Origin of the sequence: Acidovorax sp. 94, from assembly GCF_003634645.1 — a bacterium.
Lineage (GTDB): Bacteria > Pseudomonadota > Gammaproteobacteria > Burkholderiales > Burkholderiaceae_C > Acidovorax > Acidovorax facilis.
Window position 1 is genome coordinate 2,226,679 of sequence record NZ_RBJA01000001.1, and the last position, 22,131, is coordinate 2,248,809.

Here is a 22,131-nt window from a genome sequence, read left to right on the forward strand (position 1 = left end):
TCACGACAATCGGGGCCGAATCAACACAACACAACAAGGAGTCCCCATGAAAGGTGACGCACAGGTCATTGGCCATCTGCAGGCCCAGCTCAAGAACGAACTCACGGCCATCAACCAGTACTTCCTGCACTACCGCATGCTCAAGCACTGGGGCTTCGACAAGCTGGCCAAGAAGGAGTATTCGGAATCCATCGGCGAGATGAAGCATGCCGACTGGCTCATGGACCGCATCTTCACGCTGGATGGCCTGCCCAACCTGCAGGACCTGGCCAAGATCCAGGTCGGCGAAGACGTACCAGAGATCCTGGCCTGCGACCTGCGCGCCGAACAAGGCGCCCAGGCCACCATCAAGGATGGCATCGCCCACTGTGAAACGGTGCGTGACTATGTCTCGCGCGACCTGCTGCAAAAGATCCTGGACGACACCGAAGAGCACATCGACTTTCTGGAAACCCAGATCGATCTGATCGGCAAGGTGGGCCTGCAGAACTACCTGCAGTCGCAGATGGGTGACGTGGAGTAACGCCTAGGCTGCATCAAAGCGCTCCACGAAAAGTACCAAGAAGAACAACAAAAAACGGGCCGAGGCCCGTTTTTTTGTGCCCACGCCATCACCAAGTTCCGCCGATTGCACGGGGCTGCGAAGCACAGCCCTACCCCCATGTCACAAGCTGTTGCAAGCACACATCAAACCAGTGCAAATAGCATTTTTATAAATGCGAATGCTTCTCAACAAAAGTAGAATGCGTTCTTACGACCAAGGCCATTCCTTCTTGCAGCTCCCGATCTGCAAGGGCAGGTCCCGTGATTCCCTTTAACACCTAGCCAGCCAGTCAGCCGGGCTCTCCGCCGCTGCAGCCAGCGTTTGTACGTTTGCCGTACGACACCTACTGCCTGGAGCCTTTCTGATGCCGCGCAGCACCGCCAGCCCCTGCTCTGCAGGAGTTCTGCTTCTCTCCTTTTTTGAAGGCCGCACCGCCCTGGGTGCCGCCGCAGATCGGCCATGAAGGCAGCCCGCGTTGACTGGCGCTACCGCCTGGCCATCACCTCCCGCGCCGTGGCGGCCATTGGGGGTGGGTATGCACTGGCCGCAGGGTTCACGGCTGCGCTTTCGCTGGTGTTGGCGCAGTGGATGCCGCGCGTGGAGGCCGTGCTGACCGCCACCATGCTGGCCTGGCTGGCCTATGCCATGGCGGCGGGATGGGCGTTTTATGCGCGCACGGCCTGGGGCGCCTGGGGCGGCACACTGCTGCCCGCCCTGGCAATGGGCGCGTGCGCCATGGCGCCGCAATGGATGAGGGGCGCGCCATGACAACAGCGACCTCCACCGTGCGCAAGAGCGCCGACCGCGAAGGCTTTCGCCAGGCGATGTCGTGGCTGCACACCTGGGCAGGGCTCATCCTGGGCTGGCTGCTGTTTGCGATCTTCCTCACGGGCACGCTGTCGTTCTTCAAGAACGAGTTCAACCTGTGGATGCGGCCCGAGATGCACGGGCTGCCGCGCACCGACGCGGCCGATGCGCAGGTGGCCCAGAAGTCCGTGGACGCGCTGGTGCGCAAGGCCCCTGACGTCACCCAGTGGATCCTGCACCTGCCCGATGACCGCGACCCAGCTGTCAACATGCTCTGGCGCGGCACCGGCAACGGGCGCTTTGAAACGCTGCGCATGAACCCGCAGACGGGCGAGCCCATCGAGGCGCGCCAGACCATGGGCGGTGATTTTTTCTACCGCTTTCACTTCGAGCTGCGTACCGCGCAAAAAGGCCGCTGGACTATCCAAGGCCGCTGGGTGGTGGGCGTGGCCACGATGCTGATGTTTGTGGCGCTGATCACCGGCGTGATCACGCACCGCCGCATCTTCAAGGACTTCTTCACCTTCCGCCCTACCAAGGGCGGGCAGCGTGCCTGGCTGGATGCGCACAACGTCAGCGGCGTGCTGGTGCTGCCGTTCTATCTGATGATCACCTTCAGCGGGTTGATGATCTTCCACACGCTGTACATGCCCGCAGGCATTGCCGCCAACTACAAGAACGAGAAAGGCGTGGACTCCAACGCGTACTTTGCCGACCTTCAGGGCGAAAAGCCCGAAAGCCGTCCCCGCCGGGGTGCGGGCGACAAGGTGGAGCCCCTGCCCGCCATCACCCTGCAGCCCGTCATCGACGCGGCCACCACCCGCTGGCAGGGCGGGCGCATCGGCAGCGTGCAGGCGCGCCGCGATGCCAACGGCCGCGCCGTGGTGGAGGTAACGCGCCACGAAGGCGACCGCCTGCAGTACCGCCCGCCGCGCCTGCTGTTTGATGCCACCACCGGCCAATGGCTGGACCAGGCCGACGCCACCAGTCCCGCCGTCAAGACCTATGGCGTGCTGTATGGCCTGCACATGGCGCGGTTTGCCGATGTGGGCCTGCGCTGGGCGCTGTTCGGTTTTGGGGTGCTGGGCAGCCTGATGATTGCCACGGGCATGGTGCTGTGGTCGGTCAAGCGCAGCGCCAAGTCGCAGACACAGGCCAGCCGCAAAGGGGCAGCCACAGCCACCGCCACCAGCACCGCGCCCGCTGCGCACCCCAAAGCGCCGTTTGGCGAGCGCCTGGTGGCTGGTATCAACATCGCGACACTGACCGGGCTGCCGCTGGCGTGTGGCGTGTATCTGGCCGCCAACCGCCTGATCCCTGTGGGCATCGAGGGCCGAGCGGATGCAGAGCTGGCCTGGTTCTTCAGCGCCTGGGGCATCACGCTGCTGTGGGCGCTGGCCTGCGCGGTGGTGCGCCCGCACCGCCTGGGCTGGACAGTGCCGCTGGCCGCTGCGGGCCTGGTGTGGGTCGCGCTGCCGCTGATCAACGCGCTGACCACACACACCCACCTGGGCGTGAGCCTGCCCGCGCGCGAATGGGTGTGGGCCAGCATGGACCTGTCGTTTTTGGCCACCGGGCTGCTGCTGGGCTGGCTGGCGTGGCGCGTGCGCCCCGGCCGCGTACCCCGTCGCGGTGCGCCTGCAAAGAATGCGCGGCCTGCCCCGTCGGTGCCCGTGGCGCCCGCCGAAACCTCCACCTCGGGAGCCTGAGCCATGTCTGCCTTTCTTCTGTGCTTTGCCGCCTGGTCGGCCATTGCGCTGGGCATGGATCGCCACCACGAAGACGCACTGGGCCAGGAAGGCGCCGCGCGCCGCCTGGTGGCGTTGCGCCGCTCGGGCTGGCTGCTGCTGGTGCTTTCGCTGTGGCTGGCAGCGGCGCACCCGCCGGGGGGCGTGCCTGCATCCCTGGGCGTAACGGCATGGTCCGTGGCCCTGTCGGTGGCCGCCGTGGCGGTCACGGCCACCGTCACCTGGCAGCCCCGGCGCACGCCCGAACTGGCTGGCGCCGCCCTGCTGGCGGGCCTGCTGGCGCGGGCGCTGGGGTGGTGATAGCCAGGCTCCACGCTCCCGCAGCCGTGCGCTGAGCCGCTCGGGCTCGAACTCGCTTTTCTGTTTTCACGGCCCCACCACATCCCAGACAGCGGGCCTTTGCGGCGCGCGCCAGGCCACGAGGTGCAAGGGCTTTTCGCCAACCGCGTTGCGCTCACTCCAAGGAAAACCATGCACGCTTACACACCAACCCCCTATCGCCTCCACCCGCTGGTGGCCGCCCTGCTTGCCACGCTGTGTGGCACGGCACTGGCGCAGACGACGGCGCCGCCCCCTGCAGTTGCGCAGACCACGCCGCAGACGCTGGGCGAGGTCACCGTGCAATCCAGCGCGGACGACGACGGCTATTCACCCGCCGCCGCCAGCACGGCCACCAAGGGCAGCGCGCCGCTGCGCGATGTGCCCCAGGCCGTGAACGTGGTGCCCGCGCAGCTCCTGCGCGACCAGGGTGCGCGTTCCATGGAAGACGCGCTGCGCAACGTGCCCGGCGTGGCCATGAGCCACGGCGACGGCCAGCGCGACCAGGTGGTGATACGCGGCTTTACCGCCATCGCCGACCAGTTTGTGGACGGCGTGCGCGACGACGCGCTGTACTTCCGCGACCTGGCCGACATCGAGCGTGTGGAAGTGCTCAAGGGCCCTGCCGCCGTGCTGTACGGGCGCGGATCGTCGGGTGGCCTGATCAACCGCGTGACCAAGAAGCCCAAGTTTGGCGAGACCTCGGGCGAGGCATCGCTGGGCCTGGGCAATTTCGACTACCGCCGCGCCACGGCCGACGTGAATGTGGGCATCAGCGACACCGCCGCCTTCCGCATCAACGCCGCAGTGGAGGACTCCGGCAGCTACCGCGACCAGCAGTTCGTCAAGCGCCACAACTTCGCACCGTCGCTCGCGCTCAAGCTCGCGGCGCAGACCGACCTGCTGCTGCAGTACACCAACGCGCGCGACAAGCGGCTGACGGACTTCGGCATCCCTGCGCTCAACGGCCGCCCCGTCAACGTGCCCGCGAGCACCTACTACGGCTCCAGCAACGCCGCGCAGGACGACACCACCACCAGCACCATGCAGTCGTTCGCGGCCACGCTGAACCACCGCTTCAACGACGACTGGTCGGTGCGCAACGTCACGCGCCTGTACGACTACGCGCTAGACCGCTACAACACCTTGCCCGGCGGCACCACCGACCCGGTGAACCTGACGGTGGGCCGCACGCGCTCGTTCATCCTGCGCGATGAAAAAGGCTTCTTCAACCAGACCGACGTGACGTGGCGCAACCAGCTCGGCGGCTTGAAGCAGGAGTGGCTGATGGGTGTGGAACTGGGCCAGCAAAAGAAACGCTCCGAGTCCGTCACCGGTGGCGCAGACCGCGTGCCACTCTTCAACCCCGGCAACCGCCCTGCCCCCGCCATCCCAGCGGCCAACTACAACGCCGACAGCGCCATCCCCAGCCACACCACGCAAGACACAGCCGCGCTGTACTGGCAAAACCAGATCACGCTGGCGCCCCAATGGAAGGCGCTGGTGGGCGCCCGCTACGACGTCTTCGGGCAAGAGACCACGTTCGACCGCAAGCTCGCAACGCTCTCGCACACCGACAAGAAGTTCAGCCCTCGCGCGGGCCTGGTGTGGCAGCCGAGCGATGTGGTGTCGTACTACGTGTCGTACAGCAAATCCTTCCAGCCCTCGGCCGAAGCGTTTGCGCTGGCCGCCAACAACACCGGCGCCGAACCAGAGATCACCGAGAACAAGGAAATCGGCGTCAAGCTCGACCTGCTCGATGGCCGCATGAATGTGACCGGCGCGCTCTTCAACCTGGAGCGCACCAACATCAAGAACACCGACCCCGCCAATCCCGGTCGTCAGATCAACGTGGGCACCCAGCGCACCAACGGCCTGGAGCTGACTGCCAACGGCCGCCTGCCCGGCCGGTGGGACGTGAGCACCGGCTACGCCTGGCTGGACGGCCGCATGACGAAGTCACTGGCCACCACCACATCCACACAGCTGCCCACCGCCGCCATCGCCGCCCAAGGCAAGGTGCCCGCGCTCACGCCGCGCAACTCCGCCTTCCTGTGGGCCATGAAAGACCTGGGCCACGGCCTGCGCGTGGGCGGCGGCGTGAACTATGTGGGTGCGCGCTTCACCTCGCTGACCAATCTGGTCACCCTGCCCGGCTACACCACGCTGGACGCGGCCCTGCAGTACACGCTCGGCCAGTGGGATGTGGACGTGAACATCAAGAACCTGGCCAACCGCAAGTACTACGTGTCGGCCCACGGCAGCAACGACAACCTGATCCTGCCCGGCTCGCCGCGCGCGGTGCAGGTGACGCTGCGCACGCGGTTCTGACGCTGCGCCTGCAGGCGCAGCACGCAAATTTGAAGAATTTTGGCTGCTAGCGCTTGATGGATAAGCGCTAGAAGCTATTAATTTAATAGCATATATCAAACACCGAGGAGGAGAAGCACCATGCAAATGCACCCACTGGCCCTTGCCGCCCTGCTGGCCACCGTGGCAACGGCGCAAGCACAGACCAGCTCCGGCCCCACCACGGGCACCCCCACCACGACAGCGCTGCCCGAAGTGAAGGTGACCGACGAGGCCAACAGCGCGGCGACCGAAGGCTCGGGCCAGTACACCGCCCGCGAAGTCAGCGTAGGCAAGCTCCAGCAGGCACCGCGCGAGACGCCGCAGTCCCTCAGCGTGGTCACGCGCCAGCAGCTGGATGACCGCAACCTGACCAAGGTGGAAGACGCTATCAAGCTGAGCACCGGCATGACGGTCACGCGCTTTGATGGTGCGGGCAACTACAACACCTTCCAGGCGCGCGGGTTCGATCTGGGCTCCATACAGCTCGATGGCGTTCCGATCCCCCAGGGCAACTACAGCACGCTCGACACGGCCATGTATGACCGCATCGAAGTGCTGCGCGGCCCGGCCGGCCTGCTGCAGGGCGCGAGCGAGCCCGGCGGCACCGTGAACCTGGTGCGCAAGCGCGCCCCGGCCAAGCTGGCCATTGGCGCCGATGCGGCGGTGGGCTCCTTCGGCCTGCGCCGGGGCACCGTAGACGTGGGCGGCGGCCTCAATGCCGAAGGCACGATCCGCGCGCGCGCCGTCGCGGTGGTGGAAGACAAAGACAGTTTTGTAGACACCCTGTTCAACAACAAGCGCCTGGGCTACGGCACGCTGGAATGGGACATCGCTCCCTCCACCACCGTGTCGGTGGGCGGGGCGCAGCAGCGCGTGCGCGCCGCCATCGACCAGGGCCTGCCCACCTATGCCGATGGCCGCCTGGCCGACCTGCCCCGCAGTGCCTTTGCTGGCCTGCGTGCCAACCGCCAAGACCTGGAGACCACCGACGTTTTCGCAGAGCTGGAGCACCGGCTGGATGGGGGCGGCTTGGTGCGCCTGTCCGCGCGCGACATCGACCGCACGGCGTTCTACCGCTCGGCCCGCGCCAACAGTGCCCTGGCCGCCGACGGCAGCTTCACCATGGAAACCGTGGACGGCGACTTTCACGTGCGCACCCGCAACTACGACGCCTTCCTGGCCACACCGGTGCAGATGGCAGGCCGCACCCACAAGCTGCTGGTGGGCGCGAGCCACAACGAGGGCAAGAGCTGGGACGGCAACTACGCCTACGGCCCCAGCGTACCGTTCAACCTGCTGCAGCCCCACTACGACCTGGCCTACCCAGACATCCGGCTACCGGGCTTCACCTCGATCGTCACGCGCCGCGAGAACGCGCTGTACGGGCAGGCGCAGATCGGCCTGACCGACACGGTCAAGCTGCTGGCAGGCGGGCGTCTGTCGTGGGCGGAGGTGGTGACGCGCAGCACCAGCACGGGCGCAGTCACCGCATCGGCAGACCCTGGCCGCCAGTTCGTGCCGTCGCTGGCTCTGATGTGGGACTTCCACCCGCAGTACACCGGCTACGCCAGCTATGCAGAGACCTTCGTGGTGCAAAGCCAGCTCAACGCGGCCAAGCAGTTGCTTGCCCCACGCACAGGCAAGCAGGTGGAGCTGGGCGTGAAGGGCGAGTTTTTGCACAAGCGCCTGCAGGCCCATGCAGCGCTGTTTCGCATCATTGACGAGAACCGCGCCATCGCCGACCCGGTGGTGACAAACGCCTACATCGCCGGCGGCAAGGTGCGCGCACAAGGCTTCGAAACCGAGGTCAGCGGCCAGCCCCAGCCCGGCTGGGACATCGTGGCGGGCTACGCCTACAACGACACCCGCTACCTCCAGGCCCCCGTGGCGCAGCAGGGCCAGGTGTTCAGCCCCATCACGCCGCGCCACAGCGTGAACCTGTTCACCCGCTATGCCTTCACCAGCCCGGCGCTGCGCGGCTTCAGCGTGGGCGGCGGCATGACCTACCGCAGCGAGTTCTTTGCGCAAAGCGGTGCGTTGCGCATCAACGCACCGGGCTACGCAGTGTTCAACGCCCAGGTGGGCTACCAGATCAACGACCACCTGTCTCTGAACCTGTCGGTGGACAACCTGCTGGACAAGACCTACTACGAGAAGGTATCAGGCATTTCGCGCCAGAACTTTTATGGCGAGCCGCGGCGTGTGACGGTGGCGCTCAAGGCGCGGTATTGAGGCGGGACGAGGGAAAAGACATAGGCATCGGTGAAGATGCCATGCACCTTGAGCCGATTCCGCGCGAGGCACTCTAGCACTGCGCCCGACTGCTCGGCCAGGCTGAGACTGGGTGTGTTGTGCTGGGCCACGACGATTTCAACGCGGCCCAGCTTGAGCTCTGCAAAGGCGAACTGACTGAGTGCCTGAACGGCGGCGAGCGCTGCGCCTTGGCGCTGCCAGGACTGGCGGACCCAGTAGCCCAGGTTGCAGAAGCCGTTGACTAGGTTGAATTGATTGAGGCCGCAGCCGCCCACAAAGGTATCGGACCCGGCGTCGAAAATGCCGAACTCGTAGCTGGAACCGCGCTCCCACTCGGCCTCGCAATGCGCAAACCAGGACGCAGCATCGGCGGTTGAGTAATTGGGATGGGCCCAGGGCATCAACTTCCCGACGGTGGCAGTGGACTCCAGAACGGCCTCGACGAAGGCGGGGAGATCGGATTCAGCGAAGGGACGGAGCTCGAAACGACCGGAGGCAAGCATGGGGCAGGAACTGCAGAGGTTTAACGTCGAAGCTGACCGGAACGCAGCGCCTTGCGATAGCGCTTGAGGTTCTTCGCCTTGCGTCCCGTCGGAAACTGAGTTAACTCCATGCCGCAGCCAGCGACCGCCAGCGCCGCAATCAGGTCGGCGGGGAAATGGTCAGACTGTACGACCACATCGCGCATAGCGATCCCAAAGTCCAAAGTCGCGTGCTCCACGCCTGCGACTTCGCTCATGTTCTTCAAAATGCTTGAATGGGCACGGAGAAACTGGATTGCGTCGGCCTACTGCTACTCCAGGTCTTCAAACTCAGCGTCACTCACCACCAAGGTCAGCCCAGAAGTCACTGCAGGCCGACTATTCGGCCGGGAACTGCGCGGCACACCGCGCCGCCAAACGTTGCACGGTTCAACCGGACTCAGCGCGACGAGGCTTTCCACATCAGCCTCACGGCCCACAAAGTGAAGGATGCAACCCATACGATTTAAGGTTTGAGAAGAGCGCTGGCACTGGGGACTGAAAAATTTGGTGCCCAGCGATTGACTACACGGATTTCACAGGTCTTCCATCGTAAGAAGATGGTTGATGTGCGCAAAAAATACCCACGGCTACCCATCCACATCTTCGTCACGCACAGCAGCAATCTCGCCAAACTCGGACTGCAACGCATTGCGAATCAGCGCGGGATAAGCAAACCAGTAGTGCCGACGAACCGCATCACGAACGAACTCCGCTCCAAACATCTCACTGAAATGGCGCTGCTCCCACACGGCAAGCCGGCTGCGATCATCCGCCAACAACGACCTGCGGTGCCGGGTCATCAGGCGTTTGAGAGTACCTCGGTCTGCTATCCCAAACCTGCGTAGCTCTGGCAACAAGTCCTCGTACAGCACCATGTCCTCCACGTAGTCGTTTTTCGGCGGAAAGATGCCACTCATGACCTGTCGCACCAGTTCAGCGTTCAGCAACTGAAGCGATGCTCTCTTTCTTGCGGAAACGTGCTTTTTCATGGATTCGGCAACTTACTTTTCAGGATTGGATGAATCGGAGAGGGCGACGCGTGCTCGCGAAGCCTTGCACAACAAGCTGCGGGCTCCTTCGACGAACCCGCTCCGCATCATGGGGGCGTCCCGCCTTTCTTGTGCACCTTGAAACTTTCATCAAGGTAGACCGTAGAACTCGTCATGCCGTAGCCTTCGCAGACAAACCCGTTCAAAGGCAGCACGCCAGGCGCATCGGTGAGCCGGCCTCTCACTTCCTTGTACTTCTTTCCCACACGCCGTGAATGAATGGCGGCGTTGGTCAGGTAGTTGAGACTCACTCGGTAATAGGAGTTGCTGGAATAGTCTTCGTCATCCTGTTGCTCGCCGATGTGTTCCAGGTCTTCGGTCTTGGCGTTGTAGCGGAACTGCAGCGTGAAGCCCGAGAACCGAGCGGCGTCTGCGTAGTAGACCGCCTGAACGAACAACGAATTGTTTTTGATGTCCAGGTTGTAGAACTTGCTGGGGTGGCAGAACTCGCCGGACACCGAGAGCACCTGATAGCTGCCATCTGCCCTTCCGGTCAGGACAAGCAACCGCTCCTCTCGCTGGCCTTCTCCTTTGTGCCTTGTCAGCAACAGGGCCAGGTCGGGAACGCCGTCGCCGTTCAAGTCGCCTTCTGCAGTGGTCCAGACAAAATCGGAATGCCGAAACTCGAGGGGTATTGCGAGCCGGGCCCTTTGCTCTGCGGATGTGTTTCCGTCTGCGGCATGTGCATTGCCCGTGCACAGCATGGCCAGAACAGCGGGCCCGAGCAAGGCAGCCCTGTGCAGCGCCCGACACAAGGCACCCATGCAAGCCGCAGATGCGTGCGCGGCAGGCTGAACGGCGCGGGATATCGTGGACACGGAACTCTCCTGAAAGCGGCTCGCAGCCTGGTTTTGAAGCCGATGCACTGGTTTCAAACGCATGTGTGAATGCCTGCAAAACCAACGCGTTGTGGCGATGGGAATATAGCCTGCAGACTCAAACCACGCCCTGCATCCGCAGCCCCTGTGCGCAAAGCCATCCCTCCCACAAAGCGCCTGATGGGCAGCAGGCGGAGCCGATTTCGCAACATCCTTACCCCCCACGTAGTCACGAATAAAAACAATTCCCATTTGCAATGTAAAATTAGGTTTCCGCAAGCCACAGCCCTCCCCCGGAGCCTTTTTTGAACAGGCCTCCCGGCTGCAGCCAGCACCCACCGTCTTCCGATGTTTCCGGGTTGTCTGGCTTGATGAACCACTTTTTCGCCTTTTCTGTTGCGACAGCGCGCTCCGTGCCGTGGGCGGCGCTAGCGGTGGTGCGACTGCCCGACTGCCCTTGCCACCTCGCCCCCACGCCATGCTGAGCCCCACCGCCCTGCGCCGCTGGAGCTGGACCCACAAGTGGTCCAGCCTGGTGTGCACCGTCTTCATGCTGCTGCTGTGCATCACCGGCCTGCCGCTGATCTTTCACCACGAAATTGGCCACCTGCTTGGCACCGAGGTGGAGGCGCCTGCGATGCCCGCCAACACGCCGCGCGCCAGCCTCGACAAGGTGCTGGCCACTGCGCAGGCGCTGCACCCGGATCGTGTGGTGCAGTTCGCGTCGCACGCGGAGGACGATGACAACGTGTGGTTCGTCACGCTCACGCCCACACCGGCGCCCACGGACGATTTCCGCTCCGTGGCGGTGGATGCGCGCACGGGCCAGGTGCTGGCGCAGCCACGGTTTGACGAGGGCTTCATGTACGTGATGTTCAAGCTGCATGTGGACCTGTTTGCGGGGCTGCCGGGCAAGCTGTTTCTGGGCTTCATGGGCTTGCTGCTGCTGGTGGCCATCGTCACGGGGGTGGTGCTGTATGCGCCGTTCATGCGCAAGCTCGCGTTTGGCGAGGTGCGGCGTGATCGCTCGACCCGCGTGAAGTGGCTGGACCTGCACAACCTGCTGGGCATCGTCACGCTGGTGTGGGCGTTTGTGGTGGGCGGCACGGGCATGATCAACACGTGGGCCGATCTGCTCATCAAGTACTGGCAGTACGACCAGCTGTCAGTGCTGCTCAAGCCCTATGAGGGCCAGCCCATCGTGCCCGCCGCAGAGCGCGGGCCGCTGCAGCAAGCGCTGGAGGTGGCGCAGGCCCAGGCGCCGGGCACCAAGCTGTCGTTCATTGCGTTCCCGGGCACGGCGTTTTCCAGCCCGCATCACAACACATTCTTCCTGCGGGGCAACGAGCCGCTCACCTCGCGCCTGCTCAAGCCCGTGCTGGTGGATGCGCGCACGGCGCAGGTCACAGCAGCGCCCCAGCTGCCGTGGTACCTGACTGCGCTGCTGGTCTCGCAGCCGCTGCACTTTGGCGACTACGGCGGCATGCCGATGAAGATCCTCTGGGCGCTGCTCGACATTGCCACCATCGTGGTGCTGGGCAGCGGGTTGTACCTGTGGTTGCGCAAAGGTGCGCAGGCGGGCAGCGCCAGCAACGCCAGTACCAGCACCGCCACGGCGGCAGCCACCGTGCACGGCCACACCGGCCTGCCGCCAACGGCTGCCGCACGCACTGGCGGCGCGCTGCCAAGCACGGAGGGCCGCGCATGAAGGCGAGCCCTTTCTGGTCGCTGTGGGGCTGGCCCATCGTGATGGGTGTGCTGACCACCACCGGCCTCATCACGGCACTGGTGTCCGACACCTGGGGCGACTGGTGGTCGTGGGTGGGTCTGGGCATTCCGGTGGCGGTGATGGGCTGGACCTGCTGGCCGCGCACCACGCCAAGGGCCACTGCGCAACGCGCCCATGACAAACCCCGCACCGATGCCGACGAAGCGGGCACCAACGCCAACGCCACGCCACTCTGAACATTCCCCGCACCTTCACCACGCCATGCGCAATCCCCATTCCCCTCGCCGCCCTGCCCTGACCCCAGCCGCACTGGCCGCCGCCCTGCTCTTCACACTGGGCGCGCCTGCCGCTTGGGCGCAAGCGACGGCCAGCGGCACCGAGCCCGACGGCAAAACCCTGTCCACCGTCACCGTCAACGCCAGCGCTGACGCATCGGCGCAAGGCCTATCGCCCGCCTACCCCGGCGGCCAGGTGGCCCGTGGGGGCCGTGCGGGCATCCTGGGCACCAAGGACGCGATGGACACGCCGTTTTCCATCACCAGCTACACCAACGAACTGATCCAGGACCGCCATGCCCGCAGCGTGGGCGATGTGCTGCAGAACGACCCCACGGTGCGCGTTGCACGTGGCTTTGGCAATTTTCAGGAGGCGTTCTTCATCCGGGGGTTCATCCTCGATTCGGACGACACGGCCTACAACGGCCTGTACAGCCTGCTGCCGCGCCAATACATTGCCACCGAGCTGTTCGAGCGTGTGGAGGTGCTGCGCGGCGCATCGGCCTTTTTGAACGGTGCCAGCCCCAACGGCGGCGGTCTGGGCGGCAGCATCAACCTGCTGCCCAAGCGCGCGCCCAACGAACCCTTGAGCCGCGTGACCTTTGGCGTGGCCAGCGGCGGCCAGACGCAGGTGGCGGCCGACATTGCCCGGCGCTTTGGGCCCGATGGCAATACGGGCATCCGCGTGAATGCTGCTGGCCGCAATGGCGGTACGGCGGTGGACCACGAAGACGTGCAGCTCGGCCTGCTGGCCGTGGGCCTGGACTGGCGCAGCCGCGATGTGCGCCTGTCGGGCGATATCGGCTGGCAGGACCACAAGCTCAAGAACACCCGCACCAACGTCACGCTGGGCAGCGCTGTGACCACGGTGCCGAGCGTGCCCGACAACCAGACCAACTTTGCCCAGCCCTGGAGCTACTCCAACGAGCGCGATGTGTTCGGCACGCTGCGTGGCGAGTGGGACCTGTCGCCCAGCACCACGGCCTGGGCTGCGGCGGGCGCGCGCCGTGGCGAAGAAGCCAATTCACTGGCCAACCTCACGGTGACCAACGCCGCCAGCGGAGCCGCCACCACCTACCGCTTTGACAACACCCGCAAGGACAGTGTGAACACCGGCGAGCTGGGCCTGCGCGGCAAGCTGCAGACCGGCAGCGTGGGGCATGAATGGGTGGCGGTGGCGTCGCACTACGACTTCGAAAAGAAGAACGCCTACGCCATGGATTGGCGCAACACGCACGCCACCAATCTTTACAACCCCATAGCCACCAACCTGCCCGGCTTCAGCGCCAACACCCTGTTTGGCGGCGACCTGGCCAATCCCCTGCGCACCGGCAGCACGCGCCTGTCCAGCTTTGCGCTGGGTGACACGATGGCGTTCATGGACAACCGCATGCTCTTCACCGTGGGCTTGCGCCACCAGAAGATGGAGATCGCCAATTACGACTACGGCACCGGGCTGCAGACCGACCGCTACGACCAGAGCCGCACCAGCCCGCTGCTGGCGGCTGTCTACAAGGTGGACAAGGGCCTGTCGGTGTATGCCAATTATGTGGAAGGCCTGAGCCAGGGCCAGACCGCGCCCAGCACGGCGACCAACCGTGGCGAGATGCTGGCGCCGTATGTCTCCAAACAAAAGGAAGTGGGCATCAAGTTTGACGCCGGCCGCGTGGGCGGCAGCGTGGCGCTGTTTTCCACCACCAAGCCGCGTGCGTTTTTGAACGCGGCCAACCTCTTCAGCACCAGCGGCAAGGACCGCCACCAGGGCATCGAGCTGGCCGTGCAAGGCGAGGCCACCAAGGGCCTGCGCCTGCTGGGCGGCCTGACCTGGCTGGATGCCAAGCAGCAGACCACCGGCGCTGCCGCCACCGACGGCCAGCACGTCATCGGTGTACCCAAGCTGCAAGCCAACCTGGGGGCGGAATGGGACGTGCCCGGCGTGCCGGGCCTGGCCGTGGACGGCCGCTGGGTGCACACCGGCGCCAGTTATGCGAACGCGACCAACACCCTGCGCGTGCCCGGCTGGAACCGGCTCGACGTGGGTGCCCGCTATATGACGGAAGTGCAAGGCAAGCTCGTCACACTGCGCGCCCGCATCGACAACCTGACCAACCGCAACTACTGGGCCTCAGTCGGCGGCTACCCCGGCTCGGGCTACCTGGTGGTGGGTGCGCCGCGCACCTTGTCGCTGAGCGTGAGCGTGGACTTCTAGAGCGGCACCCCGCGCCACACAGGCACTGCCAAGACCCGTTTCAGGGTCAAAAAGCCACCCAGCGCTTATCCAACAAGCGCAGGCAGCTATCAAAAAATGAGTTTTTTCCCCCGTAGCGCCGGGGGTGTGGAGCACTGCGCTCCGCTGTTTTTTGCTGTCACTAAAACCACCGAAAGGAAAACGTCCATGTCCTCGAACCAACGCCTCCAAGCCCCGCTGCTGTCCGCCCTGCTGGCCTGCGGCGCCCTCACCGCGGTGAACTCCGCCCAAGCCCACCAGGTCTGGCTCGAAAACGCTGGCGGCCAGGCGCGCCTGCACTTTGGCGAGTTCAACGAGAACCTGCGCGAGACCTCGCCCGGCCGGCTGGACCAGTTCAAGGGTGTGCCCGCACTGGAACAACAACGCGCAGGTGCCGCCGCCCAGCGCGTGGAAGGCCAGCTCGCCAAAGACGCTTTTGTCTACACCACCACGGGCACGCCCGACACGCTGTTCGCCGCCGCCACCTACCCGCTGATCGACCGCAGCAAGCGCAACCTGCCTGCCATGATCTGGCAGCCCTCGGCCCGCTGGGTGGCCAGCCTGGCCAAGCCCGTGGCACCCACCGCGCCGCTGGACCTGGTGCCCACCGGCAAGCCCGGCGAGCTGAAGGTGGTCTACAAGGGTGCGCCGCTGCCCAAGGCCAAGGTGCAGCTGGCCGCCCCGTCGGGCTGGACGCGCGAGGCCGAGGCAGGTGAAGACGGCACGGTGACCTTCGTCACCCCCTGGAAGGGCCAGTACGTGGCCGAGGTGAAGCACAGCGACAAGACCCCCGGCGAAGTGCAAGGCGAGAAGTACGGCGAAGCCAGCTACGTGACCACGCTCACGTTTGTGCTGGCCGACGGCATGGCGTCGCCCGCCCTGCCCGAGCCGCCCAAGGCCCACTGAGCCCCGGCTGCCGCCACCGCCGATTCGCTAACCGCACAAATCACCGCCCTCTCGCGGCGCGTGGTACTGCCTTGGCACGCCCCGGCGGTCGGCATTCATATCAAACAAAAAGGGCTGCAGCGCTTTACCGACAAGCGCCAACAGCTATTAATATGATAGCACCATGATTCACCCCAATCTCTTGCGCACCGCTGTGGCGCAAGCCGCACTGCTGGCTGTGTGCGGCACCGCGTTCGCGCAGAACAGCACAGCACCCGCACCTATACCCTCCGACGCTCCAGCAGCCGCCCCCTCCTTGCGCCAGGTCGATGTCATCGACTCCACGGCAGGCGAAGCCGCCACGCCCGCACGGCGCGCGCAAAGCAGCTCGCGCCTGGGCCTGTCGGTGCTGGAGACGCCGCGCTCGGTCAGCGTGATCGACAACGCGTTGCTGGAGCAGCAGATGGCCACCACCGAGCGCGATGTGCTGCGCAATGCCTCGGGCGTTTCGTCGCGCAGCGAGTACTACGGCTCGTACTCGCAGTTCTCCATCCGGGGGCTGTGGGCCAACAACACCTACAACTTCCTTCGCGACGGCGCCAAGTTCATCCACCTGCTGGACCCACCGCTGTTCAACATCGAGCGGGTGGAAGTCATCAAGGGCCCCGCCGCGCTGGAGTTTGGCCAAGTCGCGCCCGGCGGCCTCGTCAACTACGTGAGCAAGCGGCCACAAGCCGATCCGCTCCGCACCGTGAAGATCGGCGCCGGCAGCCATGGCTGGCGCAGTGCCGAGTTCGACCTCACTGGCCCGCTCAACACCGATGGCACGCTACGCTACCGCCTGGACGGCGGCGCCAGCCGGGGCGGCAGTTTTGTGGATGGCAACACCCCGCGCAAGCAAGGCATTGCGGGCAGCCTGGAGTGGCAGATCACGCCCGACACCGTTTGGCGTGCGCAGGCCGAGACCCAAAGCATCGACGGCACTTCGACCTCCGGTTTGGCCGTGCCCGACCCCAAGAATCCACGCAGCGCGGATGTGCTGCCGGTGGGCGCGTTCTACGGCGAGCCCTGGTTGAAAACCGATGGCCATCTGCGCTTTTATTCCACCGAGCTGCAGCACCGCTTTTCGGACCAGCTGGAAGGCCGCGTGCACCTGTCGCGCAACGAGACCTTTCGCAACGTGAACATCGTGTCGCCCATGGGCCCAGTGACCAACGGCCGCGTGGCGCGCGGCTACTGGATGGCGCCGGGGCAAAAATACACGTCGGACACGGCTCTGGCCGAACTGCGCGCGCAGCTGCAGACCGGCGCGGTCAAGCACACGGTGCTGGCGGGCCTGGACTGGCGCGCCATTGCGGGCTTCTATGGCGCGCGCACCACAGGCAACCTGGGCGCTATCGACCTCTACAACCCCGTTGCAGGCCTGGTGCCACCCGTGGCCTCCACGGGCGTGGGCAAGCTCTCCTCCGACGCCCGCAACACCGGTGTGTTTGTGCAAGACCGCATGGTGCTGGGCGATTTCGGCCTGTTGCTGGGCCTGCGCCACGACCGCTTCAAAGACGCCTACACCACGCCCGTCACCGACGTGACCAAGACACAGCCGAGCGCGGCGATCAGCTGGGAGCCCCGCCCGGGCAGCATGCTCTACGCGAGCCATGCGCGCTCGTTCCAGGCCAACTCGGGCACGCTGGTGTGGGGGGCGCAATCGGCCCCGCCCTCGGAGGGAAAGCAGCTGGAGGTGGGCTGGAAGCAGGAATGGCTGGACCAGCGCCTGATGACCACCGTGTCGGCCTTTGACCTGGAGCTGACCAACGCCCCCGCCACCGACCCGGCGCGCCCCGGCTACTCGGTGCTCACCGCGCGCCAGCGCATCAGGGGCATCGAGCTGGAGCTGCAGGGCCGCATCACGCCCGGCTGGACGGTGACGGCCAACACCAGCTTCCACGACCCCAAGGTGCTGGCCGACACCACGGCCGGTGCCAACGTGGGCAACCGCGTCGAGCGGGCCACGCGCCGCACCGCATCGCTGTGGACGCAATACCGCCTGCCCCAGCTGCCAGGCCTGTGGGTGGGTGGTGGCCTGGTGCACCAGGGCGACAAGTTCACGGCCAACGACAACAGGTGGCGCCTGCCCGGCTACACCGTGGCCGACCTGGCCGTGGGCTACCAGTTTGCAGGCGGCGTGCGGCTGCAGGCCAACCTGAAGAACGCGGGCAATCGCCGCTACTACATCGACGGCACCACCACCGCCGCCGGTTTTGGCGCCGTGGTGCCCGGCACGCCACGCAGCCTGCAGGTGTCGCTGGACTACACGTTCTGAAGACCTGCGCCAAGGCTGCGCCTGTCCCATCGCCAGCCCCAAAGCCAAGCGTTCCAGGCGCGCCACGCGCCGTGCCTGGCCTTCGGGCCCGCCCCCTTTTTTCAACCATCGGAGAAACAGCACCATGCAATCTGGCATCACCGTTTGCCGCACCGCCATCGCGCACGCGGCCCTGCTCGCCCTGTGCGGCGCCGCCCATGCGCAGCAGGCCACACCCACAGCCCCCACCGCTCCCACGGCGCCCGCTGCAGAGAAAGCCCTGGCCCCCGTCACCGTGAGTGCGGGCGCCGAGCAGGAAAGCCCCACCGCGCCGGTCACCGGCTTTGTGGCCAAGCGCGCCCTCAGCGCCACGAAGACCGACACCCCGCTCATCGAAACCCCGCAGGCCATCAGCGTGATCACCCGCGACCAGATGGAGGCCCAGGGCGTGCAGACGCTGCGCCAGGTGACGGCGTACACGGCGGGGGCCGTGTCCAACTATTTCGACAGCCGCCAGGACACCTTCAAGGCGCGCGGCGGTGACGTGACGCAGTACCTCGATGGCATGGTGCGCTTCATCGGCTACTGGAACGACACCCGGCCCGACCCCTACACGCTGGAGCGTGTCGAGTTCCTGCGCGGCCCCTCGTCGGTGCTGTATGGCCAGGGCAGCGTGGGCGGTGTGCTCAACCTCACCAGCAAGCGCCCGCAAGCCGAAACGCAGCGCGAAGTGCAAGTGCAGCTGGGCAGCAACGCACGCAAGCAGCTCGCCGCCGACATGACCGGCAAGCTCACGCAGGATGGCGAATGGCTCTACCGCCTGGTGGCCGTGGGCCGCGACAGCGACACGCAGGTGGACCATGTGCGCGACGACCGCGTAGTGATCGCCCCCACCGTCACCTGGAAGCCCAGCGCCGCCACCTCGCTCACGCTGCAGCTCACGCACCAGAAGGACAAGAGCGGTTCGCTCATCGGCTTCTTCCCCTGGCAGGGCACGCAGCTGCCCAACCGCTACGGGCAGATCCCGACCAACACCTTCATCAGCGAACCCGGCTGGGACCGCTACAACTCCGAAAGCACCTCCTGGGGCTACCTGTTCAGCCACCAGATCGACAGCGCCTGGACCGTGCGCCAGAACCTGCGCCGCAGTGTGAGCGACGTGGACTACCGCACGCTGTACACCAGCTTTGCCGCCAATGCCGCACTGGGCCGCCCCGCGCGCCCCGTGTTCAACGCCGACAACCGCACCGTGCTGCGCGACGCCTCGTGGACGCTGGGCAACGCGCGCATGCTGCTGGTGGATACGCAAGTCGAAGGCAAGCTGCGCTGGGGTGAAACCGAGCACACCGTGCTGGGTGGCCTCGATGTGCAGCGCAACCATTGGGGCCAGCAAAGCTGGCGCGCCGTGGCACCGGCCATCGATGTGTACAACCCCGTGTACGGCAACTTCACGGCGCCATCGGCATCGGCCCTGGCACGCGTGCCCAGCGTCGAGCAGCGCCAGCTGGGCTTCTACGCCCAGGACCAGATCAAGTGGGGCCGCTGGACCGCCACGCTGGGCCTGCGCCACGACAACGCCAAGAGCGACACCGAAGGCCGACCCGCCGCTGCAGCCGACGACAAGGCCTGGAGCAAACGCGCGGGCGTCACCTACCAGATGGATGGCGGGTGGGCACCGTATGCGGGCTACTCCGAGTCGTTCCAGCCCCTGGGCGGTGTGGACGCCTATGGAACGCCTTACAAGCCCCAGCGCGGCGAGCAGTGGGAGGCCGGTGTGAAGTGGCAGCCGCCTGGCCAGGGCATCAACGCCTTCGCCGCCGTCTACCAGCTGCGCGAAAAGAACCGCAAGACCACCGACCCGACCAACCCGCTCAACAGCCTGCAGATCGGCGAAGTGAAGGTCAAGGGCTTCGAGGCCGAGGTGCAGGCCAGCCTGGCACGCAACTGGGACTTCACCGTGGGCTATGCCTTCACTGACGCCAAGATCAGCCGCAGCAACGCCGGCGACCAGGGCACCCCGGTTGCTAGCGTGCCCAAGCACACAGCATCCGCGTGGCTGAGCCACCGCTTCGCCAGCGAAGGCCGTGGCGGCTGGACGGTGGGCGCTGGCGTGCGCTACACCGGCTCGCAGTGGAGCGGTACCAGCGCCATCAGCACCCCGGCCGCCACGCTGGCCGATGCCATGGTGGCCTACGACGCAGGCGACTGGCGCGTGGCCTTCAACGTGGTGAACCTGGCGGACAAAGTGCACATCACGCAGTGCCTGGCGCGAGGGGATTGTTTCTATGGGCAGGCGCGGACGTACACGCTGACTTCGACGTATCGGTTCTGAAGAAGCCACGGGCCGCATCGGTGCCTGCCGCCCGCTGGGCTCGCTCCTCTTTTCAACAGGTTCTTGCCTCCGGGGCATGGCCCAGCGATGCTCAACCGACCCACACGGCGGCGCTCAAGGGGCAAATTTTCAGATTTGTTGCACAGCACCAACACCCCCACGGGTAAAAGGTGTTTACCCCTGTGGCGGACATACAAATAGGCCATTAGCATCCCCCTCCGTTGCAAAGTGCAACGATCACATCACCACAGGCATCAAACTTGCTTGTAGCGACGGCCCGAAAGCATCACCCCTGTGCGTTTTTGGCCGGTGATTATTTGTCATCAAACAAAATTTGATTTAAGGAAACCTTGCTAATGAAAACGATTAACCACTGCGCCCTCGCCGCGCTGGCCCTGGTGGGTACGTCTGCTGCCTTTGCACAGAGCAGCGTCACCCTGTACGGCCGGGTCAACACCACGTTCGAGCACCAAAAAGAAGGCAATGTGTCCAAGACCGGCCTGTTCAACAACTCCTCCCGCTTCGGCTTCAAGGGCCAGGAAGACCTGGGCGGCGGTTTGATGGCAGGCTTCCAGCTGGAAAGCGGCTTTGACTCCAGCACCGGCGCCACAAGCTCCACTTTCTTCGGCCGCCAGAGCGAAGTGAACCTTGCCGGTGGCTTCGGCATGCTGCGTCTGGGCAACTTCACTTCAGAGTCCTACTACGCCACCGCTGACTTCATCAGCAACCACAACCACGACACCGGTTCGTCGTCGGATGCGCTGTACGCCTACCCTGCCCGCGACGCAAACAAGATCGCCTATCGCGCCCCCAGCCTGGGCGGCGCCACGTTCGAAGCCGGCTGGGCCATGCATGAGCAAGCCAGCGGCACCGGCGGCAAGAACAGCCTCGACCTGGCTGCCAACTACGAGATCGGCAAGCTGGGCCTGGGCGCCGGTTACTCCAAGCTGGACGACCAGAACCAGTTCGCGGTGCGTGCTTCGTACTCGACCGGCCCCTTCGTGGTGGGCGCCTACGTGCAGCGCGACAAGAACGTGTTTTTCGCCAACGGCGGCAACCGCACCAACGTGCGCCTGTCGGGTGCCTACATCATGGGCGTGTCGGAATTCCACCTGAACGTGGGCCGTGCCGGCAAGTACTCCAACGTGGCCGACAGCGCCGCCACCCAGTACACCGTGGGCTACAACTACAACCTGAGCAAGCGCACCAAGATCTACACGTACTACACCCGCATCAACAACAACCACAACGCCAGCTACGGCGTGGCCACTGCGGGCAACGACTTCAGCTCCTTCGCGATGGGTGTGCGCCACAACTTCTGATGGCCTGATCCCGCTGCTGCCCTAACTGGTGGGAGGGCAGACATACAGCTATTTACCCCCGCACTTCTTCGGAGTGCGGGGTTTTTTTACGCTACAGCATCCGGCCTTTTGGCAGCGGTTTTATTTGGCAATATTCTGCCGCACGAGTTTCGACGTTACGGGGTCGAAATAGGCCTCGACCATATTGCCACTCTTGAATCCGTATATTTCGTAGCAACTGCCATTGGCGATTTTGAATGTGGCGATTTTGTAGCCACGAAACTCCGCCAGCAGGCGCATTTCCGCCTCAGGCAACCACTGGCTTCGCGGCTCCCGCGTACACACATCTTCAGCGCGCTCGCGGCTGAAACTGGATGGCCCCGCCGACTGGACGGGCGGCTTATCGGCCTCCGCCGCCAGCGCGGACACAGCCAAGGCCAAGGCTCCCACCGCACTCGCAGCGACGTTTCTCACAGCATGGTTCATCGACAGGCCTCCAATGGAATGATGGTTTCATGCTAGCCATGCCAGATTAATTTTTGCTTAACTCAATTGATCCTGCAAAAAATATCAATGGTTCGGTGCATTTTATTTTCACTCTTCAGAATTTTATTATCTCAAGTCCGCTTAGCCCCTTGAGATGGTCAGCATAAAATGCGGCGGTCTGGGA

18 protein-coding genes are annotated in these 22,131 nt (G+C 65.0%); 13 read left to right on the forward strand and 5 right to left on the reverse strand.

Annotation, left to right across the window (positions count from 1 at the left end; translation table 11 throughout):
* Positions 1-46: 46 nt before the first annotated feature.
* From bfr to C8C94_RS10305, 6 genes are all read left to right on the forward strand, one after another.
* A complete protein-coding gene (gene bfr / locus C8C94_RS10280) occupies positions 47-523 on the forward strand; it encodes a bacterioferritin (RefSeq protein ID WP_055398627.1) in 477 nt (158 codons plus the stop codon).
* A 480-nt stretch (positions 524-1,003) separates the two neighbouring features.
* On the forward strand, positions 1,004-1,312 hold the full coding sequence (locus C8C94_RS10285) for a DUF3649 domain-containing protein (RefSeq protein WP_121420645.1): 309 nt from the start codon (positions 1,004-1,006) through the stop codon (positions 1,310-1,312).
* A complete protein-coding gene (locus C8C94_RS10290) occupies positions 1,309-3,060 on the forward strand; it encodes a PepSY domain-containing protein (protein WP_121420646.1) in 1,752 nt (583 codons plus the stop codon). Before C8C94_RS10285 ends, C8C94_RS10290 begins: the two co-directional genes overlap by 4 nt.
* A 3-nt stretch (positions 3,061-3,063) precedes the next feature.
* Positions 3,064-3,399, forward strand: coding sequence for a DUF3325 domain-containing protein (locus C8C94_RS10295; protein WP_055398625.1), 336 nt, complete (start codon positions 3,064-3,066; stop codon positions 3,397-3,399).
* 171 nt (positions 3,400-3,570) lie between these two features.
* Complete coding sequence (locus tag C8C94_RS10300; RefSeq protein WP_121420647.1) at positions 3,571-5,748, forward strand: TonB-dependent siderophore receptor; 2,178 nt, start codon at positions 3,571-3,573, stop codon at positions 5,746-5,748.
* Between the two features lie 120 nt (positions 5,749-5,868).
* Complete coding sequence (locus C8C94_RS10305; RefSeq protein WP_121420648.1) at positions 5,869-8,001, forward strand: TonB-dependent siderophore receptor; 2,133 nt, start codon at positions 5,869-5,871, stop codon at positions 7,999-8,001.
* Here the strand turns inward: C8C94_RS10305 and C8C94_RS10310 are convergent.
* From C8C94_RS10310 to C8C94_RS10325, 4 genes are all read right to left on the reverse strand, one after another.
* Entirely contained in the window at positions 7,953-8,525 is a 573-nt protein-coding gene (locus tag C8C94_RS10310; protein WP_121420649.1) for a GNAT family N-acetyltransferase, read from the reverse strand. The genes C8C94_RS10305 and C8C94_RS10310 overlap by 49 nt on opposite strands.
* 20 nt (positions 8,526-8,545) lie before the next feature.
* Positions 8,546-8,761 carry a hypothetical protein gene (locus tag C8C94_RS10315; RefSeq protein WP_121420650.1) on the reverse strand — a complete coding sequence of 72 codons (216 nt, stop codon included), beginning with the start codon at positions 8,759-8,761 and terminating at the stop codon, positions 8,546-8,548.
* Positions 8,762-9,133: 372 nt separating this feature from the next.
* On the reverse strand, positions 9,134-9,535 hold the full coding sequence (locus tag C8C94_RS10320; protein WP_121420651.1) for a hypothetical protein: 402 nt from the start codon (positions 9,533-9,535) through the stop codon (positions 9,134-9,136).
* A 107-nt stretch (positions 9,536-9,642) separates the two neighbouring features.
* On the reverse strand, positions 9,643-10,413 hold the full coding sequence (locus C8C94_RS10325) for an FG-GAP repeat protein (protein ID WP_147433246.1): 771 nt from the start codon (positions 10,411-10,413) through the stop codon (positions 9,643-9,645).
* A 478-nt stretch (positions 10,414-10,891) separates the two neighbouring features.
* Between C8C94_RS10325 and C8C94_RS10330 the strand changes: the two genes are divergently transcribed.
* The 7 genes from C8C94_RS10330 to C8C94_RS10360 all read left to right on the forward strand — a co-directional run bounded on the left by C8C94_RS10330 (position 10,892) and on the right by C8C94_RS10360 (position 21,482).
* On the forward strand, positions 10,892-12,121 hold the full coding sequence (locus C8C94_RS10330; RefSeq protein ID WP_121420653.1) for a PepSY domain-containing protein: 1,230 nt from the start codon (positions 10,892-10,894) through the stop codon (positions 12,119-12,121).
* Positions 12,118-12,378: a hypothetical protein gene (locus C8C94_RS10335; protein WP_121420654.1), complete on the forward strand. Its 261-nt coding sequence runs from the start codon at positions 12,118-12,120 to the stop codon at positions 12,376-12,378. The genes C8C94_RS10330 and C8C94_RS10335 overlap by 4 nt, the downstream gene beginning before the upstream one ends.
* Positions 12,379-12,403: 25 nt before the next feature.
* Positions 12,404-14,626 carry a TonB-dependent siderophore receptor gene (locus C8C94_RS10340; protein ID WP_121420655.1) on the forward strand — a complete coding sequence of 741 codons (2,223 nt, stop codon included), beginning with the start codon at positions 12,404-12,406 and terminating at the stop codon, positions 14,624-14,626.
* A 186-nt stretch (positions 14,627-14,812) separates the two neighbouring features.
* A complete protein-coding gene (locus C8C94_RS10345; protein WP_121420656.1) occupies positions 14,813-15,550 on the forward strand; it encodes a TonB-dependent receptor in 738 nt (245 codons plus the stop codon).
* A 163-nt stretch (positions 15,551-15,713) separates the two neighbouring features.
* Positions 15,714-17,849 carry a TonB-dependent siderophore receptor gene (locus C8C94_RS10350; RefSeq protein WP_121420657.1) on the forward strand — a complete coding sequence of 712 codons (2,136 nt, stop codon included), beginning with the start codon at positions 15,714-15,716 and terminating at the stop codon, positions 17,847-17,849.
* 124 nt (positions 17,850-17,973) lie between these two features.
* Positions 17,974-20,160: a TonB-dependent siderophore receptor gene (locus C8C94_RS10355; protein WP_121420658.1), complete on the forward strand. Its 2,187-nt coding sequence runs from the start codon at positions 17,974-17,976 to the stop codon at positions 20,158-20,160.
* Positions 20,161-20,516: 356 nt separating this feature from the next.
* On the forward strand, positions 20,517-21,482 hold the full coding sequence (locus C8C94_RS10360; RefSeq protein ID WP_121420659.1) for a porin: 966 nt from the start codon (positions 20,517-20,519) through the stop codon (positions 21,480-21,482).
* 120 nt (positions 21,483-21,602) lie between these two features.
* On the opposite strand, the gene C8C94_RS10365 is transcribed toward C8C94_RS10360, so the two are convergent.
* Entirely contained in the window at positions 21,603-21,947 is a 345-nt protein-coding gene (locus C8C94_RS10365; RefSeq protein WP_121420660.1) for a PepSY domain-containing protein, read from the reverse strand.
* Between the last annotated feature and the right edge of the window lie 184 nt (positions 21,948-22,131).

Coding starts and splice junctions, on each gene's coding strand:
- C8C94_RS10360 (WP_121420659.1), top strand. CDS start 20,517: ATGAAAACGATTAACCACTGCGCCCTCGCCGCGCTGGCCCTGGTGGGT.
- C8C94_RS10320 (WP_121420651.1), bottom strand. CDS start 9,535: ATGAAAAAGCACGTTTCCGCAAGAAAGAGAGCATCGCTTCAGTTGCTG.
- C8C94_RS10305 (WP_121420648.1), top strand. CDS start 5,869: ATGCAAATGCACCCACTGGCCCTTGCCGCCCTGCTGGCCACCGTGGCA.
- C8C94_RS10285 (WP_121420645.1), top strand. CDS start 1,004: ATGAAGGCAGCCCGCGTTGACTGGCGCTACCGCCTGGCCATCACCTCC.
- C8C94_RS10295 (WP_055398625.1), top strand. CDS start 3,064: ATGTCTGCCTTTCTTCTGTGCTTTGCCGCCTGGTCGGCCATTGCGCTG.
- C8C94_RS10365 (WP_121420660.1), bottom strand. CDS start 21,947: ATGAACCATGCTGTGAGAAACGTCGCTGCGAGTGCGGTGGGAGCCTTG.
- C8C94_RS10350 (WP_121420657.1), top strand. CDS start 15,714: ATGATTCACCCCAATCTCTTGCGCACCGCTGTGGCGCAAGCCGCACTG.
- C8C94_RS10290 (WP_121420646.1), top strand. CDS start 1,309: ATGACAACAGCGACCTCCACCGTGCGCAAGAGCGCCGACCGCGAAGGC.
- bfr (WP_055398627.1), top strand. CDS start 47: ATGAAAGGTGACGCACAGGTCATTGGCCATCTGCAGGCCCAGCTCAAG.
- C8C94_RS10310 (WP_121420649.1), bottom strand. CDS start 8,525: ATGCTTGCCTCCGGTCGTTTCGAGCTCCGTCCCTTCGCTGAATCCGAT.
- C8C94_RS10345 (WP_121420656.1), top strand. CDS start 14,813: ATGTCCTCGAACCAACGCCTCCAAGCCCCGCTGCTGTCCGCCCTGCTG.
- C8C94_RS10300 (WP_121420647.1), top strand. CDS start 3,571: ATGCACGCTTACACACCAACCCCCTATCGCCTCCACCCGCTGGTGGCC.
- C8C94_RS10315 (WP_121420650.1), bottom strand. CDS start 8,761: ATGAGCGAAGTCGCAGGCGTGGAGCACGCGACTTTGGACTTTGGGATC.
- C8C94_RS10330 (WP_121420653.1), top strand. CDS start 10,892: ATGCTGAGCCCCACCGCCCTGCGCCGCTGGAGCTGGACCCACAAGTGG.
- C8C94_RS10335 (WP_121420654.1), top strand. CDS start 12,118: ATGAAGGCGAGCCCTTTCTGGTCGCTGTGGGGCTGGCCCATCGTGATG.
- C8C94_RS10340 (WP_121420655.1), top strand. CDS start 12,404: ATGCGCAATCCCCATTCCCCTCGCCGCCCTGCCCTGACCCCAGCCGCA.
- C8C94_RS10355 (WP_121420658.1), top strand. CDS start 17,974: ATGCAATCTGGCATCACCGTTTGCCGCACCGCCATCGCGCACGCGGCC.